Consider the following 20670-nt stretch of genomic DNA (forward strand, 5'->3'; position numbering starts at 1 on the left):
ATAATGCGAGATATGAATAATAAAGTCGTTGTCGTGACAGGCGCAGGAAATGGAATCGGAAAGGGGATCGCCGAGCTGATGGCAGAAAGAGGAGCGAAGGTTATTCTGGCGACAAAATATGATGAAGAAGGGTATCTTCTTGAGAAAGCCCTGAAGGCACAAGGCTATTGGGCCTGTTATGTGCAAACGGATGTTAGTAATGAGGAAAGTGTGAAAAATATGGTCAGCCAAGTACTGAAACTAACCGGAAAAATTGATGTTTTGGTAAATAATGCCGGCATAACAATTTTCAAGTCTATTTTAGATGCGACAGTCTCTGATTGGAATAAAGTGATTGATACCGATTTGAAAGGTGTTTTTCTGTGCAGCAAATATGTTGCGGCGGCAATGATTGAAAACAAAGATGGAGGCAGTATCGTCAATATCTCTTCCAACCATGCTTACCGTACATTACCTGACACGGAGATGTATGCCGCGGCTAAGGGTGGGGTCAATGCCATGACACGCAGTATGGCTATAAGTTTGGGTCAGTTCGGAATTCGGGTGAACGCAGTATGTCCGGGGTTTACCGATACCAATCACTATCAACATTGGCTTGCAGAAAAAGAAAATCCAGAACAGGTTGAAAAGGAGATCTTTGGTCTGCACGCATTGGGCAAGATATCGACACCGGGAGATATTGCGGAGCTTGTATTCTTTTTGTCTGCAGACAGCAGTAAAAATATTACCGGAAGTGATTTCCTGATCGATGGTGGTCTGACGGCAAAATTATATCACTCAGAAAAATTTTAAACATGAAAATAACAGGATATAGATTATATAAAGTACCGCCGCGATGGCTTTTTTTAAAGATTGAGACGGACGAGGGAATAGTGGGCTGGGGGGAGCCCATTGTGGAGGGGAAAACAGATACTGTTATGGCGGCTGTCAGAGAATTGATGGAACAGCTCCTGGAGAAAGATCCACGTTTTATTGAAGATCATTGGAACATGATGTACCGGGGTGGATTTTATAGGGGCGGTCCAGTTTTAATGAGTGCAATTTCAGGTATAGACCAGGCACTTTGGGATATTAAGGGGAAATATTTCGATGCTCCTGTCCATGAACTGATCGGGGGAAAATGCCGTGATAAAATGGATGTCTATTCCTGGGTAGGTGGCGACGAACCGCAGGTTATCATCGAAGAGATCAAAAAAGTTGTGGATCGTGGTTTTCATACAGTCAAGATCAATGGGACCGGAAGACTCCGATATTTGGATTCTTTTTTGGAAATAGATAAGCTGCTCGAGCGGATGGCTCTGATCCGGGAATATTTTGGTAATGACATTAACATTGGTATAGATTTCCATGGGCGTGTGCATAAGCCGATGGCTAAAATTCTGATAAAGAAATTGGAGGAATTTAACCCCTTATTTATTGAAGAACCTCTGCTTTCCGAAAATTTTGAAGGTATTGTTGAACTGGCTAAAAATACAGCTATACCTATTGCATTGGGAGAGCGCCTATTCTCCCGATGGGATTTTAAAAAAGTATTTGAATCTGGTGTCGTGGATATTATTCAACCCGATCTATCGCATGCTGGAGGAATTACAGAATGCAGAAAAATCGCCGCCATGGCCGAAGCGTATGATGTCGCTCTGGCACCACATTGTCCCTTGGGGCCTATAGCCCTTGCAGCTTGCCTTCAGCTTGATGCGGTCAGTTACAATGCGGCTATTCAGGAGCAAAGTTTAGGAATTCATTATAACGAGTCTAACGATTTACTTGACTACATTAAAAATCCTGAAATATTCGATTACCAAGATGGTATGGTATCCATTCCCACGGGAAGTGGCCTTGGAATAGAAGTGGATGAAGAATATGTGCAAAAGATGGAACAGGTGGGCCACAACTGGCATAATCCGATCTGGCGTCACAAGGATAACTCAATTGCTGAATGGTAAAAAAATCTAACTATGCGTTTTTTAGAAAAAATTAAACTAGGGGAACCGGTGCTAGGCCCGTTCTCCAAAACATCTGATCCATCCATGATCGAAGCGATGGGGTATGCCGGTTTCGATTTTATTATTATTGATTTGGAACATGGTCCAAATACCATTCTGAATGCTCAAAACCTCATTCGAGCCGCAGAGATTTCGGGCACTTTTCCTGTGATTCGAGTAGCGGAAAATACCGCTACAGCTATTGGTAAAGCATTGGATGCCGGCGCAAAGGGTGTGCAGGTTCCGCAGATAACGACAGCTGAGGAAGCTCGCCTGGCGGTATCCCACGCTAAATTTGCCCCCATGGGCATGCGTGGTGTTTGTCGGTTTGTTCGCGCAGCTGAATTTTCAAACAAAGATCGATTCGATTATTTTCGAGAAGCCAACCAACAACATCTTATTTTACAATTGGAAGGACAGGAAGCCATAGCCAATTTTGAAGATATCATTCTAGTCGAAGGCATTGATGTTATATTTCTAGGCCCATACGATCTGTCTCAGGCGCTCGGTGTCAGTGGTCAGATCAACCATCCACTTGTGTTGGAAAAAATACAGTATGTGATAGAAAAATGTAAATCCAGAAATATAAAATCCGGTGTTTTTACCGATAAGATCGAAGACGCAAAAAGATGGATTGCCCTAGGTGTCGATTACATATCCTTTTCTGTGGATGTTGGGATTGTCCAGGAAGCGAGCAAGTCTATTATTCAGCAACTTACTCGCTAGATAAACCTTAAAGTTCTGATTAATGTAAGTGCTGTTTATTAAATCTAATACTATTTTTTATTCGTAAAGAGAGACTCTTGGGCCTCTCTTTTTTATTGTCTCTGTCGAAGATAAGAAAACGATACCTGCAACTGTTCCGCAATGGAAGGGCCTGCATGGTTTCCACTTGCTTCGAATAAACTTGAACCTATTCCTACCGCCGCCGCGCCGCCTCCAAACCAATGATCTAGATTTGATTGCTCGAGCTTTATTCCGCCCGTGACCATAAACTGGAGATTTGGGAATAAAGGTTTGACCGCTTTGAGAAAATTAGGTCCCAAGACATCTCCCGGAAATAACTTTATAAGTGAAACACCGCATTTTTCCGCCGTATTGATCTCTGTCGGAGTCATGCATCCGGGAATCCATAATTTCCCTTTTTCTTGACATACAGTGGCAATTTCAGGGTCAACAATAGGACTTACGATGAAATCTGCTCCTTCGTTCAGAAAGTGCTGGGCGTCTTCAGCCGATTTTATCGTTCCTATACCCAGGGTTAGGTCGGCATGTTTTCTGGCATTTAGCTTGTTGAAATTCTCCATTGCCTTGGCACCCCTATTGACAAACTCGAAGACACGGACGCCGCCCTCATAACACTGTTCGACAATGTCAAAACAGCGTTCAATGTCATTATCGTAAAAAACAGGAATTATAGGGTGGACAGCTATTTTTGTTAATACTTCTTGCATGGCATCAATTTTTAAAGTTTAATAAAATCCCCCTCTACAAATAACTTATCAAATCCGATCTTGGTAGCAAAGTCAATTACTTCCTGTCCGGATAAATCGGTCGTGATAGCCTTGATCAATCCCGCCATAAAAGCATCCCCACTGCCTATGCGGTCAATAAGCGCGCTCGTTTCAAATCTTTGTGACACGAAATCTGCTTTTGGAGAATGGTAAGTTGCGTAGAGGAGGTTGTGTTTGGCATCCTTCATAAAACGGAAGGTATTGGCAATCTGCTTGCAGTTGGGATAGCGCTCGAATATTTCTTTCGCGACGCTTTTTGCATGGTTCACATACTCATCTTGGGGAGTATTGTGATCAAAATGTGCTTCTATAGTGGTGCCCAACATTTTATTCGCTGCCCAAATATTACCCATGATCACATCCGCATATTCAACCAGCGCCGGCATGACTTCGATAGGATCTTTTCCATATTGCCATAGCTTACTTCGATAATTGAGATCCACAGAAACTGTAATACCTTTGGCCTTTGCGAGCTTTAGGACTTCGAGGCATACCGCTGCAAGGTTTGTGTTCAATGCAGGTGTCAATGCCGTAAAGTGAAACCAGGTAATTCCTGCTAATATCTTATCCCAGTCGATACTGCCAACCTGGAGCTGGCTGAAAGACGAGTACTTCCGGTCGTAAATTACTTCTCCGTTGCTCAGGCCATTGGGAGAAAGAAGAAAATAAGAACCAAGCCGGTCTCCCTGAAATAATATTTTTGAGGTATCCACCTGCTGATCTTCGAGGACCTGCCGTATTTCGTGCGTCATGGCATTTTCAGGTACAGCTGTTACATAGCGTACAGGGATTTTCAGCTGTGCCAGGGCGACAGCAACATTTGCCTCGGATCCACCTGGATAAATGTCTAGTTTATTTTTTTCGAAAAAACGTTCAGATATGGATTGGAGGCGAACTAGCAACTCCCCAAAACATAGAATTTTGTGATTGGACATAACGCAATAAAAGTATCGGTTACGCTCAATTCTGAAATGTACAATCAGCCTGACTTAATGGACTTTTTTATTGTCTGTTTTTAGGCTGTCTCTGTAATGGGTAGGCGAGACGCCCATATGTTCCTTAAACAGACGGGAGAAATAATATTGATCCTCAAAGCCCAGTTCATAAGAAATAATAGAGACCCTCTTTTCTGAGAACTGCAATAAATAACATGCTTTTTGGATCTTGAGGTGATTTAAATATTCAATTGGCGAATAGCCCGTACGGTTTTTAAACAGTTTGCTGAAATGGGAAACCGATAGGTGGACATTGTCTGCTATTTCTTTTAATCCCAGTCTATTCCCAATATTTTGCTGCAGAAAGGCTATTGATATATCAACGACGTCTGTGTCGGTCGTCTCGATATTCTTGAATAATTCTGGGAAAAGATAGCCGCTGAAGAAATTTGGAAGACTCATGGAAATATAGTTAAGGATTTCTTTGCTATATCCCCTTTGCAGCAGTCTACAATAGCGGTTGAAGATTTGGACCAGTTCACCATCAAAAGCCAGCTTGTTATGCTCTTTTTGCACTTTTTTGTAGATCTCTGCTATAATTAAAGCGGTATGGCTACCATGGAAATGCATCCAATAGATCGTCCATGGCATAGTGTAGTTCGCATGGTAAAAGTGTGGTGTATTTGCCGGAATTAAAATAAACTCGTTTGCTTCCAGGATATATTCTCTATGATCAACCCCTACAATCCCGCTACCATCAACACAGTGTAAAAGAATATGCTCAGGACAGCCCTCAGGACGGTCGCAATAATGGTTTTTCGCTTTCGGATAATATCCAATGTCAGTCAGGTAAAACGAATTAAACTGCCGATCTTTGGTGTTTTCCTTGATAATAAGCGGTGGGATAACAACCCTTACTTCTCCTTCAAAACCTTCTAATTTTTCAACACTCTCCATAGCGTAATATTTTTTAACAAAAAGCCATTTAGTTTACAGATATCATAAGTAGACGAAATGTGGTATGACTATCTAGACGCAGACTTCAATTCAGAAATTTTATTTTGGTTATCGTATGATACAAACTTGAAATAGCCACTTAAATTAGGCGAATTTTTTTGTTTATTAAAAAAAAATGTAATAAAGTGTTGCTTTAAATAAATTGAAATACATCTTTAGAACTAAAAAAAAAAGGATAAAGTTGACGCCTTCTGACGAAAACATCGATAAAAATTCGCTTTTAATCAATATTTCCATTTTTACAAGAAAATAGTCTATTTCTATCTTTTAAAAACGGTTTACCTTTCGGTTATAATAACTAGGGAATTTATTAAACCAAATGTAATGACAAAAACCAAAATTAAACCAAGGTGGTGTGTCTTCGGCACACTATTCATTGTCCTTTTTTATTTTACCTACACGATACCGGTTCTAGGGCAACAGCATGCTTCGGTAAATGTGAAGGGGACGGTCCGGGATAGTCTTCAACATCCTATTCCAAATGTGAGCGTACGGTTGAGCGGTGGTAAAGTAGTCGCCTCCACAGACAGGGATGGGATGTTTACGATCAATGTTCCTGCAAATGCGACTTTACTCTTCAGTAGTGTGGGATACAATGAAACCAGTGTAGCTATTGGTAACCAAACGCAAATCGATATACAGTTAGTGTCCTCCAATATTGGCCTTGAAGAAATCGTTATCGTTGGTACTTCCATGAAACAGAAAGACCTGACCGGAGCGGTAGTCAGTTTGGGAGAGTCTACCTTAAATGAACGGCCTGTAACGAGCGTGAATGAAGCCTTACAAGGGAAAGCGGCCGGAGTTTTCATTCAAACAAATCCACAGCCTGGGGGAGATGCCAATATCAAAATCCGGGGAAATAATTCAATGCAGTATGGTGGGAATCCAATCTATGTTGTGGACGGAATTATTATGGAGTCGGATTTCAATATGCTGAATTTAAATGATATAACTTCCATCAATGTACTCAAGGATGCATCATCAACGGCACTTTATGGTTCGCGAGGAGCACAGGGAGTAGTCGTTATTACGACAAAAAAAGGCAGCCGGGGAGAGGGGCAGATCAATTACGATACTTGGATAGGTTTTCAGAATTTTGCAAATACCGATCTTACGCTCGGGGCCAAAGATAGTTATGAGTTGCGGATAGATGCCTTAGAAAATGCCGAATCTGTAGGCGGAAAGTTTTATAAAAATAATCCCGGTGCGAGCAGACAGGATTTTATAGCTAAAGAACTTTTCGGACCCGGAAAATTGTGGTTTGCCGATTACGAGAAAGAAAGCTACAAACAAGGGAAGTCCTTTAATTGGCTTGATGCTGTTACCCGTACGGCCATTGAACACAATCACTCCCTCTCTTTTTCCGGTGGCAATGACAAAGGATCCTTCTACCTGAGTTTTGGGTACAACAATAAACAAGGCCTGGTGAAAACGTCAAATTATAAGCGATATACGGGGCGAGTTAACGTAGAACGCATGATAAAGCCTTGGCTGAAAGTGGGAACAAATACATCCTTTACAGCTACGAAAGATGATTACGTCGACGGGAAAGTATTTCAGGTCGCGCAAAATGCAAATCCATTGTTACCGATCAGCCAGGATTCCCTGGTTTTAGCCTGGGGCAATAATTGGGATGTCAACCTTGAAAATCCATTGAATACCATGCGGATAGATAAAGATCGTTTAAGAAATAAATTACTTTCATCAAACTATGTCAATATCTCTCCCATAGCTGGGCTTAATATACGGTCGACCTTCTCAGTAGATTTATTGCAGAGCAAATATTACGAGTATATCCCTAGTGACATACAGCAAGCTAAAAGAGATTCCTACAGAGGAAAGGCAAGTCACAATTTCAACCATAACAATAATTTTCAGTGGGATAATTCCGTCTCTTATACAAAAAATATAGGCGTACATCATTTAGATGGAATGGTAGCGACCAATTTTAGTCAGAATTCAAATGACTATACAAACGTTACCGCCCGGGATTTTCCGATTGATGATTTCGGATATTATAATCTTGGTGCAGCTTATGACAAGCTCAATTTTTCCTTAGGTTCTGATTTTATCAGTTCAAGGATCATGTCTTATGTGGCGAGATTCAATTACAACTATGACAATAAATATTATGCGACAATTACAGGACGGTATGACGGCTCATCAAAGTTTCCTCAAGGAAAACAATGGGGTTTATTTCCTTCTGTGGCACTTGCTTGGGACATATCGCAGGAATCATTCCTAAAAGACAATGGTACGGTCGATCTTCTTAAACTTCGCATGGGGTATGGCCAGGTCGGCAACCAGCGGATTCCTGATTATGCGTTTTATAGTTTGTACTACCCTTCCTATACCTCAGGCAGTGTCATTTTTAATTCAAATGGGCAACTGGGAACAACAGATTTGACCTGGGAAAAACAGAAACAGTTGAACATAGGGGTAGATGCTTCATTTTTTGGGAAGAGGATCAATTTGACAGCTGAATATTTCAATATTGTCAATTCTAACCTGCTGATGAGACGTTCACTTTCTACGTTGACCGGTTACAACTCAGCGATAGTTAACATTGGTGAGATGACAAACAAAGGCATGGAATTTACCCTGGATGCTAAAATAGTCCATCAGGAAAACTTTAAGTGGAATCTAGGGGCGAACATATCGTTTGACAAAAATCGGATTACAAAATTATTTGGCGATGTCGATGCGGTTTACAACTTCGGTGGATTTTCAGGTACAGACATCCAGCGCGAAGGAAACTTCTTTTTGGGGAGGTCTCTAAACACGATATACATGTTAGAATTTGATCGCATCATTCAGGAGTCCGATATGGATTATGTCAACAGTCTGGATCTTCCAGGTAAAAAATTGCAGCCGGGCGATATCCTGCCCAAGGATCAGCAAGCACCCGGTGAAGCGGGATATGGTATCATTGATCAGAATGACCGGGTTATTATCGGTAAAAAAGACCCCAAATTTTATGGTGGATTTTCATCCAGCTGGGGCTACAAGAATGTTGCTTTGAACGCCGTGTTCGTCTATAGTTATGGCGCTAAGGCACTGAGTGGCTTTTATGAAGGACTCATGTCCGGGACAGGCTATGGTGCCGCACATCAGGATATGTTGGACAGATGGACAGCAGATCATCCAAGTACAAGCATCCCGAGAGCGAACTATGATAACTCACTGCGATTTGGGAGTGGCGAAACATCCTGGGGAGTACAGGACGCCTCGTTTTTACGTTTGGCAACACTTTCGCTGGCCTATGATTTTTCGAAAGATTTCTTAAAGAAGATCGGTCTGAATAGTCTGAAGTTGAATGTTTCGGGAAATAACCTATTCAATATCACAAAATATAAAGGTTATGATCCCGAAAATGGCGATTGGTATCCTACCGCCAGAACATTTGTTGTCGGTTTAAATGTTGGCCTGTAATAATATAATAAAAAAGAGAATCCTATGAATATCAAAATATTGAAATCGTTGTCACTTGTCGCAATAGCATTGTTCGTGAACGGTTGCTCGCTTCATGAAGCACCCAAAACGGCATTGACTGAAGAACAAGTTTATGGTGATGAAGAGAACATTAAATTATTGCTGTCCGGTTTGTACACGCAATGGCGTAATACGAAGCAAGATCGTGGCGGGTTTATGTTTAATTTAGGGACGGATGAAGCTAAACAAGGGAGTCAGCAAATACGGGAAAGTAGTATTCAAGGCTCGTTGGATACCTATAGTTCAGGATTAAATGCCGCGAATACTTCATTGGCCGAACAATGGAACAAACGCTGGCCAGTGATTACCGCTGCTGCCAAAGCTATATTTTATGCCAAGACACCTTCATTGCAAGCCCAGGCTCGTTTTATCCGGGCAACGCTTAATTTTGAATTGGTCATGCTTTGGGGGCCAATACCGATCATTGATCTCAATAATATGCGGGAGGCCCGGCAACCAGAGAAAGACGTATTTGAACTTATTATTGAAGATCTGGAATTTGCGAGTAAAAACTTGGCTGATAGCCAGGCAGACAAAAAAATCCCGACCAAGGCGGCGGCTTTGGCGCTATTGGGAAAAGTCTATCTGTCGGCTCCCACAGCGACCGGAATTCGTGACTATGAGAAGGCAGTGACCTGTTTCGATCAGGTTATTCCAAAGTATCAGCTGATCGAAAATTATGCTGATTTATTTAATACGACAATCAATCAAAATAGTAGTGAGTCCATTTACGCCTTTCAATTTATTAACATATCCCCAGATAATAACATGGCACAGCATCATGCTGGCTCTAGGGCTGTTGCAGATTTGGACGGAAACTGTTACTTTGGAGGTTATGACCTTATTATGCCAACCGCCTATTATTATAATGACAAATCAAAAGGTGGAATTTGGGAGCCTGGAGATACCCGCAGACAAGGTAGTATACGCTATGATTTTACCTTACCTGATGGGCGCGTGCCTAAGATTACCTGGACCGGACAGCAAGATGAGCTTGAACCCCACACCAGAAAATTTGAAGATATACGAACACAAGGAAAACAGAATTTCTGGTATTCCGGTGGGCTCATTTATTACCTTCGTTTGGCAGACATTATTCTTTGTAAAGCCGAATGTCTTAATGAACTTGGTCGATCCGATGAGGCAATCCAGCTTATCAATAATACCGTTAGAAAGCGTGCTTTTAAAGGTAATATTCCGGTGGAGTACAACTGGCAAGGGCTTTCCAAAGAACAGCTGCGTGAGTCTATCATGGATGAGCGGATGCGCGAATTGGGGTTCGAGGGATGGCGGCGTATGGATTTGATACGTACTGGAAACCTGGTGAAATATGTTTCGGAACGCAACCCTTGGGCCAAAGCAAGCGGTACGATTAAAGCGTTTCACAATCGGTATCCCATTCCGGAGTCGGAAATCAAACAGAACGATCAGATTAATGAAACAGACCAGAATCCAGGTTATCAGTAACGAGGAATTGATCAGAAGCAAAAAAGGTCAGGATTATTATATCCTGACCTTTTTTGCTTCATTTTCTGTAGAATAATAAGATCAAGCGATAAAATAGTCCATCAATTCCATCAGATCCTTCATTCCCTACGGTGATATAATCAGATAACTTTGGATAGTAGTAGCATGCCGATACCTGATGTATCCGTATGAAAATAACCAATTTTTGAAGCTTTCCCAGCCTGTGATTGAGTGTTGTTCGCCGGAAAGCTTAATCGCTGGGAAAATAAGACCAATGAGATAACCAATAAACGAACTATGAAGCTAATCTATTATTATTTGAGTTGTATTTGCCTTCTCCTGTTTCTCCATATCCCATATCAGCACTTGTTTGCACAGGCAAACAAATTTACGCTTACGGGATCCGTCTCCGATACCTTGGGTAGACAAATAGAAGGGGTCAGTGTCAGCATCAAGGGTCCTGCAGGAAAGCAGACCCGTACAGATCAAAACGGTAATTTTGTTCTGGAAGTCAACGAGGGCGCTACGCTTATTTTCTCCTTTGTGGGGTATGCGAGACAAGAGGTCGAAGTGAAAGACCGAAGTCCTTTGAACATTGTACTTGTAAGCAGCACTAGGGAGGTGGACGAAGTTGTGGTCACGGCATTTAGCCAAAAACAACGTAAGGAAGCAGTGGTAGGATCTGTTACATCAGTAGAGCCCGGAAAGCTAAAAATACCAGCAAGTAATCTGACCAATGCGCTTGCAGGACAAATTGCCGGTGTCATCGGCTTCCAGCGCTCAGGCCAGCCGGGGCAGGATAATTCCCAATTTTTTATTCGTGGTGTGACCACCTTCGGGTACCGCACAGAGCCCTTGATTTTAATTGACAATGTTGAGCTTTCTACGAATGACTTAGCACGTCTTAATGTAGACGATATTGCAAGTTTTGTCATTCTTAAAGATGCAAGCGCAACAGCGCTTTATGGTGCAAGGGGCGCAAATGGTGTTATTTTAGTCAGCACCAAGGAGGGAAAGGAAGGTCGTGCAAAAATCAATTTTCGTTCGGAACTGTCTGCATCGCAATCTGCACGTACAATTAAGCTGACCGATCCGCTGGATTATATGCGTCTTTACAATGAAGCTTCTTTGACCCGTGACCCTTCGTTACCCTTGCCGTTCACACCTACCAAGATCAGTAATACCGAAGCGACGATGACGGGCGCTTCAGGTAGCAATCCTTATGTCTACCCGGCTGTTGACTGGCTGGATATGCTATTTAAGAAAAATGCGCTGACGCACCGTAATAATGTCAGTGTGAGCGGAGGTGGTAATGTCGCACGGTATTTTATAGCAGGTAGTTATAACCAGGATTATGGCGTGTTGAAAACAGATGTAAGAAACAACAATAAGAATAATGTTAATTTCAAAAATTATCAACTTCGGTCCAATGTCAACGTCAATTTGACAAAAACCACAGAAATGATTGTTCGGCTTTCCGGTAATTTTAGTGAATATAGGGGGCCGATCACCGCGGATGGATCCTTTGCTTCGGATTTGTATAATGTTGCGATGCATACCAGTCCTGTGTTATTTCCGGCCTATTACGAACCTGATGAAGCCAATAGAAATACCAAGCATATTTTATTCGGTAATAATGGGACTGCCGGTGGTACGAGCGATAATAGTATCCTGTACAATAATCCTTATGCGCATTTATTGCGTGGGCAAAAAAGATCTTCGGAGTCCAGGCTCTCCGCACAGTTTGAATTGAACCAAAATCTTTCCTTCCTGACGGAAGGATTAAAATTCCGTGGATTGTTTAATACGAACAGATATTCCTATTTTGACTCCCAACTGGCGTATAATCCATTTTATTACAACATCAATACCTACGACGAACAGACAAATCAATACAGTTTGTTGTGGTTGAATCCAAGGCCCACGGGCAATAATGTCGCTACCGAATATTTAAATTACAATAGGGGTGAGCCTAATGCCAATACCTTTATGTATTTGCAAACCGCGTTGGATTATAGCCGAACCTTTGGTTCACATGGAATAAGTTCGACATTGATTGGCACCATGCAGGAGACCGTATATTCGAGTTCTCAAGATCCGAAGACCGGTCAATATACCTTGCCCTATTCCTTGCCATTTCGCAATATGGGACTGGCAGGCCGTTTGACATATTCTTACAAGAATAGATATTTTACCGAATTTAACTTTGGCTACAACGGATCCGAACGATTTTCCAAAGCCCATCGATTTGGCTTTTTCCCGACGATAGGAGCGTCTTGGGTCGTGTCAAACGAAGATTTTTGGAATAAGGAGGGCTGGTTTAATAAATTAAAGATACGTGCTAGCCATGGTTTGGTTGGGAATGATGCCATCGGAAATCAGCGCTTCTTTTACCTCTCTGATGTCGAGCTTGCGAATGGTCCGAACTGGGCTCAATTCGGATTTGCGAATCAATATGAAAGAAAAGGTGTTTTTATCCGAAGCTATCAAAATAATAACATTACCTGGGAAACCTCCCGCCAGACAAATTTGGCCGTTGAAGCCAGCCTGTTTAAAGGCTTGAATATTATTGCTGAGGTCTATAAAAATCATCGTTATGATATTTTAAGAGAGCGTTATATCCCATCAACTGAGGGGCTAGAGTCTACCGTAAGCACCAACTTGGGCAAAGTAGATTCTAAAGGTATTGATCTTTCTGCAGACTATTCCAAAAGTTTTACCAATGGTTTGTGGACCGCATTTCGTGGCAATTTCACCTTTGCCAGAAACAAATACAGCTACCTCGAAGAACCTAATTACGCAGAATCGTGGCGTCAATTTATAGGACAACCTATCAGTAGACAATATGGTTATATCGCCGAACGCCTCTTTGTCGACGATCAGGAAGCGGCAAGTTCACCGCTTCAGTCCATGAAAGTTCAGGATGAATGGGGGAATGTTATTCAGGGAATTCTCCCGCAGGGTGGTGATATTAAATATCGTGATATGAACGGTGATGGTGTGGTGGATAATTTGGATATGGTCTTTATGGGATATCCCACAACCCCCGAAGTTGTCTATGGGTTTGGCTTTTCCACAGGATATAAAGGTTTTGATTTTTCAGCCTTCTTTCAAGGACAGACCCGGGTTTCACTTTTTATAGATCCTTGGCGTACGAGTCCCTTTGTACAGAGCCCTCAAAAGTATATTTACGGAAATACGCAGGTATTGCAAGAGTTTGCCGATAGCCATTGGTCAGAAGAAAATCAAAACCTCTATGCGCAGTATCCCCGACTTGGAACAAATGTATCTTCGGTTGCCAACAATTTGCAAACCAGTAGCTGGTGGTTGCGCGATGCAAGTTTCCTGCGGCTGAAATCCGTGGAGATCGGTTACTCACTACCGGCCAAGGTTGCGCAAAAACTCAAGATGGAAAGCTTTAGGGTGTACCTAAGTGGTCTCAATCTATACACCATCAGTTCGTTTAAACTTTGGGATCCAGAGCAAGGGGGCAATGGTTTCGCTTATCCATTGCAGCGGGTCTTCAACATGGGGATCAATATTAACTTTTAAATCATCTCAGATATTATGAAAAAAATACATCTATCTGTTTTAACCGTGGCAATGTCGATGGCCTCATTGTTCACTTCCTGTTCTAAATACCTTGATATTGTACCCGACAATGTCGGGACCTTGGACTACGCTTTTCGTAATCGAAATGAGGCCGAAAACTATCTCTTTGGTTGCTATTCGACCATGCAAAAATTTTCCGATGTCATCTATAACCCTGGATTTACAACTTCGGCCGAAATTGTATATCCGATACTCGAGACCCAGTATTTCAACTCTGCCGGATTCAATCTGATACGTGGTATTCAGACCAGTGGTAATCCCATACTGGGCGAATGGGATAATATGTACAAGGCGATACGCCGTTGCAATATCATGCTGGAGAACATAGATAAGCCAATTGACCTAAGGGATGACGAAAAGAAGCGCTGGATTGCAGAGGTGAAGTTTTTAAAGGCCTATTACCATTATTATTTGATCCGCACACACGGTCCTGTGGTATTGATCAAAGAGAATAATCCGATTGATGTTGATATCGCACAAACGAAAAGAAAGCGGGCGACGCTAGACGAGTCATTTGATTATGTCATTAGCCTGATGGACGAAGCGATTCCCGATTTGCCTATCACGATCGAAAATCGGGTCCAGGAATTTGGGCGTATCACTAAATTTATGGCTATGTCTATCAAGGCTGAGATGCTCGCTACTGCGGCCAGTCCCCTGTTTAATGGTAACCCAGATTATTCGAGCTTTAAAGATAAGGATGGCCGATTTTTATTTCCGCAGACTTATGATATCAAAAAATGGGAGATGGCAGCTTTGGCATGCCGGGAAGCCATCGCTGAATGCGAAAAAGTGGGACTGCATTTATCCGAGGATCTACCGACCTCCAATATCCGCAACGTATCGGACGAACTGAAGAAGATTTTGGTGCTACAAAATATAATTACCCAGCGCTGGGAGGAAAGTCCGGAACTGATTTGGGGATTGAATTTTGGTTTTTCCTATCAGGCCTATACGATGCCCAAATTGACGGGCAGAGCTGTCGGGATGTCGAATAGCTATCCATCCAACTGGGCTGTACCCATATCGGCAACAGAAATTTTCTATACAGAAAATGGTGTGCCGATAAATGAGGATCGCACCTGGGATTATTCCAACCGTTTGGCTTTAAAGGCGGGTGATGAAAAAAATCGGCACGTCATCAGGCAGGGATATGAAACTGTCAGCGCCCATTTTAACCGCGAGAGACGGTTCTATTCTTCGTTGGGCTTTGATGGTGGGATTTGGTTTGGAAACGGTATCTCAGATGAGGAAAACGCATATTATGTGCAGGCTCGAGGTATTACAGGGATCGCAGGTCCCAAGAGTTTAAATGCCCGGAATATTACAGGCTATTGGCCCAAGAAGCTCGTGCATTACATGACTGTTATGGACGAAACTTTTACGCCTGCGGATTTCAAGGTACCCATGATGCGCCTAGCTGGACTCTATTTATTGTATGCAGAATCGCTTAATGAGGAAGGAGCAGTGCCTTCCGAAGAGGTGTATACTTATATTGACAGGGTACGTGCGCGGGCGGGGTTGGCACCGGTTCGTCAGGCCTGGGCTAATTTTTCACGTACGGCATCGAAAGCCCTGTCAAAAGATGGCATGCGCCAGATCATACATCAGGAAAGGCGTATCGAGCTCGCCTTTGAAGGACAAAGCGGCTGGGATCTTCGGCGTTGGAAAGAGTTGCAGGCTGTATTGAGCAGGCCGTTGCAGGGATGGAATATCAATGAAGAAAGCTCGGTGAATTATTACAGACCGGTCAACGTGATCACACCAGTATTCGGGCTGCGTGACTATTTATGGCCGATCAATAATACGGCTGTTGTCGTCAATGAAAATTTGACACAAAATCCGTATTGGTAGAAATAAATTTTAACGCACTCATTTTTATGGGTGAGACAGAACACGTATAATAATTAAACCAATGAAAAAAATAGTTTTCATCTTAATCGTATTTACAAGCTGGTCATGTAAAAAAAGTCAGTCACCCGTGGAGGTGATCTCAGACGATACGACCAAGCCGGGCGTTGTAACTGATGTGCGTGTGGAGAATTTGAATGGCGCCGCACGTATCCTATATAAGTTACCACAATCGTCAAATATTCTATATGTATCGGCCAAATACCCTATTCGTGAAGGATACGAACGTGAATCCAAAACAAGCTTTTACACCGATACGATTTTAGTAGAAGGTTTTGCCAAAGCAGGTGAATATGAAGTCACGCTGCATACAGTGAGCCGTGCGAATATTAAGTCCGATCCCGTTGTTGTGAAAGTACAGCCCAAGACCCCCAATTATATCCTGGTCAACGAGGGGCTTCAAATTACGCCGGATTTCGGTGGAGCAAATTTTTATGGAACAAATCCTGATAAAGCCCCTATATCAGTGCATTTGTTAGCTTTCAATCCGAGCAAAAACAAGTTTGAAGAAAAAGATCCGGAATATATAAAAGGAGGTATTGTCGATGTCTCCTTACGCGGTTTTGCGGCCGTCGCCCAGGAATTCGGGGTTTACACCACCGACAGATTCGGGAATAAGTCTGATATCCGCTATAGCAAATTAACACCGCTGTTCGAATCATTGTTGGATAAGCGTAAATTTTTTGTTTACCGTTTGCCTTCGGATGCGCCAATATGGCCAGGTTGGGAATTGCGCTACTTTTTTGATGATAGCCTCAACGAGCCGGGCTGGCATACCCAGGATGCGCCCGTTACCGTAGGTACTTTCGGTATCGGCCCCACGGCAAAGATCAGTCGTTTTGTCCTGTGGAACAGATTGCCGGGGATGTATTCTTACCAGAATCCCAAATCAATCACGATATGGGGATCCAATGCAGATCAACCAAAAGATGTTAATTTGCCGCGCATTTCCTCTCCGGGAGATATCGCGGGTGATTGGGTAAACATGGGCAATTTTATGTATCCCGATCCGCCGTCAGGATTACCGGGCAGCCAGGCCAATGCGAGTGATAACGCTTTTGCCGCAGCCGGAATAAATTTCAGAATGCCTAGTACTGCGCCCCCTGTTAAGTTTATACGATTTTTGGTCAACCAGACCTGGGGCGGGCTGGGCTATACGAATGCCATGGAGATTTCATTCTACGGTATCAATCAATAATCTTAAAAAGTCAATTATGAAAAGATTACTGTACGCGCTATTAATGCTGCTGTTTATCTTCAGTCAACAGTCCTGTGATAAATATGCTGATGATTACAAAAATTATCTGGACAATAAAGAAGTGGTTTATCCGGGATTGGCGCGAGATCTGCGCTACTATGCGGGCTACCTCCGTACAAAGCTGGTATGGAATCCGAACCCTGATCCCAACATAGCATACTATATGATCAATTGGGAGAATGGTAATAAATCCATTCGGGTAGAGGCTAAGACGCATAATCCCATCGATAGCATTCAGGTTATTATCCCGGATTTGACAGAGTATGTTTACAGTTTTTCCATCCGGGCATATGATCATGAAGGTAATGCCTCTATTGGCCAGCAGGTTCAGAATGTCCGGGTCTATGGGCTTAATTATCAATCACTATTGTTAAATAGGTCTCCTAATATACTGAATCCATACACCATTGAGGATAATAAGGTCACCCTTCATTTTAATGCACCAGATACCTTAAATGTCGTGACGGAGATAAGTTATACGGATCAAGCCGGAAGTATCAAAGTAGCACGGCTTTCGCAGAAAGAAAATAAAGTTGAGCTTTCGAACTTTAAGTTTGGTACCAATGTAAGCTACCGTTCGGGCTACCTGGCCGAAGATCATGGTATCGATACCATCTTTACGACCGGCAGTGATATCTTCCCACAGGTCAGACGTTCCATTGCGGTCGATAAAAGCAAGTTCAGGGAGTTTAACCTGCCGAACGACGCCGGACCAGATTGGGGATGGGTAATTACCAATCTTTGGGACAATAATTACGGCGAACCTGGTTATCACACCCCTGGACGAGATTTACCATTGTCCTTTACATTGGATATGGGCGAGAAGTATGAATTATCGCGGTTGAAAGTATGGCAGCGTATTTCGGGTTTATATAACTATGGAAATCCCAAGCGCTTTGAAGTATGGGGAAGCAACAGTCCGACCAATGATGGTAGCTGGGATTCTTGGACAAAGCTCGCTGACTTTACGACCTGGAAGCCTTCCGGGCTTCCTGTCGGCGCTGTGAACGATGAAGACCGGAAAGTAGCGGCTCAAGGCGATGAATATATATTTCCAAATGATATTCAATCGGTACGGTACCTACGCTTTCGGGTCCTGGAGACCTGGGGGAGTACCAACTATGTACATATCTTGGAGGTTACACCCTTCAGAAAGGAATAATACAGGCTTGCGCTTACAAGCAAAACAGGCCGTCTGATAATCTACAAAGACAACACATACAGATTAATATGGACCGCGACTAAGCTCAACTGGTCCGAAAAAAACAATAAATTAGCGATGAAAAAGTATTTTATAGCATGGATGATCATCTGCCTTAGTGTAATAAATAGCTATTGCGAAGTGCAGTCAAAAATGACGGGCGATGTGAAATCTTGGGCGATTCCAAATGGAAAGTTGCTGTTTAATTTAAAAACAGGAACGGTTGATTATATCTATGAAAATGGTGTTAAACTACAGAATACGGTAGCCTACGTGGACTTGGTGTCCTCGGGATTAAAGACCAGTTCCTCATTACCTATACACCACATCTCCGAGCAGCAGATTAAGGATAATTTTGGCTCCGGCACTCGTCTGATCTTTACCCATACAGACAAAGATGGCCTATCGTTAAGACAAATTTTTGATTTTTATCAAGGCAGACAGCACCTACAGATCCGTTTGGAGGTAAGCCACAAAAATGGGCAGCTGTTGGAAACGCGTAATATCAGTCCATTGTGTGTGATGAATTCCTACGCGGGGAAGTCAACTTTTCCATGGGCCAATCCCACCCTGGTGGATCTTCCCTTTGACAATGATAACTGGGGAAAGTTGCTGGCGCAGACCTGGTCTGGTTCAGCGAAAAAGCTGGATGGAGTCAGTCATGAGATGGCGATGATTTACGATACCGATACCTATAAAGGGTTGGTTGTGGGGAGTCTAGAGCATGATTTTTGGAAAACCGGTATCAGTTACCTAACTGCCCACAAAGGAGAACTTAGCAACTTCATTGTATTTGGTGGGGCTGCTCGACCGGATAATGCCGCGTTGCCTGCTAATTTTGGTGGCAACGACGGTACACATGATGTGATGCCTCATGGCAGCATGTTGGCTAAAGTGCTCCGTTCGCCCCTAATTTTTTTGGAAGCCGGAGACGATTTCCGGGTATCCAATTCAAATTTCGGCCATGCCGAGGTGCAATTAATGGGCCGTTTGGATTGGAAAGGTAACGCTCCCATGTACTGGAATAGCTTTAGCGTAGAGGGGGTACTGGGCCACGAAAGAGTCATGATGCCCAAGGGCGTTTATCAGACCATCGACTTTATTAAAGGAATGGACCAATGGAATAGACAGGGAAAACCTGTGATCAGTATAGATTCGTACGATCAAGGGATTTATTCGACCAAAGTTCTCCGGCAGATTGGAGACTATGCACGAGCAGCTGGACAAGAGATAGGCTTTTACTGCAGTCCATTTTCACTTTGGACCTGGAGCAATAATATTGATAATGCCCTATTACCGGGAACAAATGTTCCACTGCGCGATGTGATACTTCGGGATGACAAAAATCGGCCGATCCCCTTTAAAGATGGGGAATGGGGAGCTTATCCGATGGATCCTACCCATCCCGCCACGAGGTTGTCCATGATCAATCAGATAGAGAAGGCACATGCCATTGGTGCGAAATTTATTAAAATCGACTTTTTGACAGCGGGTTCGCTGGAAGCAGTAAGATGGTACGATCCCAAGGTGAGAAGCGGGATGCAGGCTTACAGTTATGGGATGAAGCTTTTTAAACATCTGGCAGATTCCATCATGGGTAATGATATTTTTATTACCATGGCCATATCGCCGATGTTTCCACATCAGTATGCCCATACCAGATTTGTGTCTACCGATGTTCATTCCCACCTTCGGGATAGTCAACCGGGTTTTGCCCATTACGGAAGCACAGCGGCCTCCATGATCACTGCTTCCCATATGGGTTGGGTGCAAGGGACGCTGTGGCCTTACACCAATATGGACAATTTGGTGATGCGTAAGTTTCAAAAACATTCCGATTTAGCTGAAAACGAAGTAAAGGTGCGCCTGATATCACTCATTACCATGGGCAGTATACTTGGCGATGGCTCCGATTACCGCGATTCATTATCATCCATAAGAGCCAAAAAATACCTGAACAATCCTGCGGTAACGCAATTTTTTAGTGCTCCGAAAGCTTTTGTTCCCTTGAAACTATCAGCAGGGGAGAGCATGGATCAGCAGCTTTCTTTCTACTTAAAGGATAAAGAAATACTTGTATCTGCATTCAATTTTGAGGAGAACAGACCTTTTGATGCAGTATTTGACCTGCAGAAAATTGGAGTTGAAAGCGGGACCTATCAGATTCTGGACTTTTTTACAGGGGCGAAGGTCGGGGAAATTGCGGATAAGGACCGATCCTTCTCCCTTCATGTGCAAGCGCGCGATGCAGTCCTTTGCCGATTGAAAAAAATAAAATAAT

The 20670-nt window shown here is 43.0% G+C and carries 13 protein-coding genes; 10 read left to right on the forward strand and 3 right to left on the reverse strand.

Annotation, left to right across the window (positions count from 1 at the left end):
* Positions 1-12 precede the first annotated feature (12 nt).
* The 3 genes from HMAT_RS02695 to HMAT_RS02705 are packed head-to-tail and all read left to right on the forward strand — an operon-like array spanning position 13 to position 2708.
* Entirely contained in the window at positions 13-792 is a 780-nt protein-coding gene (locus HMAT_RS02695) for an SDR family NAD(P)-dependent oxidoreductase (protein WP_199768529.1), read from the forward strand.
* A gap of 2 nt (positions 793-794) precedes the next feature.
* Positions 795-1943 (forward strand): galactonate dehydratase, encoded by a 1149-nt coding sequence (gene dgoD, locus HMAT_RS02700; RefSeq protein ID WP_104381263.1) that lies wholly within the window; start codon positions 795-797, stop codon positions 1941-1943.
* Between the two features lie 12 nt (positions 1944-1955).
* On the forward strand, positions 1956-2708 hold the full coding sequence (locus tag HMAT_RS02705; RefSeq protein WP_104381264.1) for an HpcH/HpaI aldolase/citrate lyase family protein: 753 nt from the start codon (positions 1956-1958) through the stop codon (positions 2706-2708).
* 92 nt (positions 2709-2800) lie between these two features.
* Here the strand turns inward: HMAT_RS02705 and HMAT_RS02710 are convergent, their stop codons facing one another.
* The 3 genes from HMAT_RS02710 to HMAT_RS02720 are packed head-to-tail and all read right to left on the reverse strand — an operon-like array spanning position 2801 to position 5388.
* On the reverse strand, positions 2801-3436 hold the full coding sequence (locus HMAT_RS02710) for a bifunctional 4-hydroxy-2-oxoglutarate aldolase/2-dehydro-3-deoxy-phosphogluconate aldolase (protein ID WP_104381265.1): 636 nt from the start codon (positions 3434-3436) through the stop codon (positions 2801-2803).
* 11 nt (positions 3437-3447) lie between these two features.
* On the reverse strand, positions 3448-4431 hold the full coding sequence (locus HMAT_RS02715) for a sugar kinase (RefSeq protein ID WP_104381266.1): 984 nt from the start codon (positions 4429-4431) through the stop codon (positions 3448-3450).
* 54 nt (positions 4432-4485) lie between these two features.
* Entirely contained in the window at positions 4486-5388 is a 903-nt protein-coding gene (locus tag HMAT_RS02720) for an AraC family transcriptional regulator (protein WP_104381267.1), read from the reverse strand.
* A gap of 384 nt (positions 5389-5772) precedes the next feature.
* Here HMAT_RS02720 and HMAT_RS02725 point away from each other — a divergent pair, with 384 nt between their 5' ends.
* From HMAT_RS02725 to HMAT_RS02755, 7 genes are all read left to right on the forward strand, one after another.
* A complete protein-coding gene (locus HMAT_RS02725) occupies positions 5773-8880 on the forward strand; it encodes a TonB-dependent receptor (RefSeq protein WP_104381268.1) in 3108 nt (1035 codons plus the stop codon).
* 24 nt (positions 8881-8904) lie between these two features.
* A complete protein-coding gene (locus tag HMAT_RS02730) occupies positions 8905-10407 on the forward strand; it encodes a RagB/SusD family nutrient uptake outer membrane protein (protein WP_104381269.1) in 1503 nt (500 codons plus the stop codon).
* 297 nt (positions 10408-10704) lie between these two features.
* Positions 10705-13959, forward strand: a complete 3255-nt coding sequence (locus HMAT_RS02735; RefSeq protein ID WP_104383273.1) for a TonB-dependent receptor — start codon at positions 10705-10707, stop codon at positions 13957-13959.
* Between the two features lie 15 nt (positions 13960-13974).
* Positions 13975-15873, forward strand: coding sequence for a RagB/SusD family nutrient uptake outer membrane protein (locus HMAT_RS02740; protein ID WP_104381270.1), 1899 nt, complete (start codon positions 13975-13977; stop codon positions 15871-15873).
* Between the two features lie 61 nt (positions 15874-15934).
* The gene (locus tag HMAT_RS02745; protein ID WP_104381271.1) at positions 15935-17128 is read left to right on the forward strand and encodes a DUF4959 domain-containing protein; all 1194 of its coding nucleotides are present in this window, start codon (positions 15935-15937) and stop codon (positions 17126-17128) included.
* 16 nt (positions 17129-17144) lie between these two features.
* Complete coding sequence (locus tag HMAT_RS02750) at positions 17145-18350, forward strand: DUF4998 domain-containing protein (protein ID WP_158655569.1); 1206 nt, start codon at positions 17145-17147, stop codon at positions 18348-18350.
* Between the two features lie 117 nt (positions 18351-18467).
* On the forward strand, positions 18468-20669 hold the full coding sequence (locus HMAT_RS02755; RefSeq protein WP_158655570.1) for a hypothetical protein: 2202 nt from the start codon (positions 18468-18470) through the stop codon (positions 20667-20669).
* The last annotated feature ends 1 nt before the right edge of the window (position 20670 follow it).

Origin of the sequence: Sphingobacterium sp. HMA12 (assembly GCF_002933815.1) — a bacterium.
Taxonomy (GTDB): domain Bacteria; phylum Bacteroidota; class Bacteroidia; order Sphingobacteriales; family Sphingobacteriaceae; genus Sphingobacterium.

Bases quoted from the DNA above. Each gene is read 5' to 3' on its own strand.
- HMAT_RS02695 (WP_199768529.1), top strand. From the start codon at position 13: ATGAATAATAAAGTCGTTGTCGTGACAGGCGCAGGAAATGGAATCGGA.
- dgoD (WP_104381263.1), top strand. From the start codon at position 795: ATGAAAATAACAGGATATAGATTATATAAAGTACCGCCGCGATGGCTT.
- HMAT_RS02705 (WP_104381264.1), top strand. From the start codon at position 1,956: ATGCGTTTTTTAGAAAAAATTAAACTAGGGGAACCGGTGCTAGGCCCG.
- HMAT_RS02710 (WP_104381265.1), bottom strand. From the start codon at position 3,436: ATGCAAGAAGTATTAACAAAAATAGCTGTCCACCCTATAATTCCTGTT.
- HMAT_RS02715 (WP_104381266.1), bottom strand. From the start codon at position 4,431: ATGTCCAATCACAAAATTCTATGTTTTGGGGAGTTGCTAGTTCGCCTC.
- HMAT_RS02720 (WP_104381267.1), bottom strand. From the start codon at position 5,388: ATGGAGAGTGTTGAAAAATTAGAAGGTTTTGAAGGAGAAGTAAGGGTT.
- HMAT_RS02725 (WP_104381268.1), top strand. From the start codon at position 5,773: ATGACAAAAACCAAAATTAAACCAAGGTGGTGTGTCTTCGGCACACTA.
- HMAT_RS02730 (WP_104381269.1), top strand. From the start codon at position 8,905: ATGAATATCAAAATATTGAAATCGTTGTCACTTGTCGCAATAGCATTG.
- HMAT_RS02735 (WP_104383273.1), top strand. From the start codon at position 10,705: ATGAAGCTAATCTATTATTATTTGAGTTGTATTTGCCTTCTCCTGTTT.
- HMAT_RS02740 (WP_104381270.1), top strand. From the start codon at position 13,975: ATGAAAAAAATACATCTATCTGTTTTAACCGTGGCAATGTCGATGGCC.
- HMAT_RS02745 (WP_104381271.1), top strand. From the start codon at position 15,935: ATGAAAAAAATAGTTTTCATCTTAATCGTATTTACAAGCTGGTCATGT.
- HMAT_RS02750 (WP_158655569.1), top strand. From the start codon at position 17,145: ATGAAAAGATTACTGTACGCGCTATTAATGCTGCTGTTTATCTTCAGT.
- HMAT_RS02755 (WP_158655570.1), top strand. From the start codon at position 18,468: ATGAAAAAGTATTTTATAGCATGGATGATCATCTGCCTTAGTGTAATA.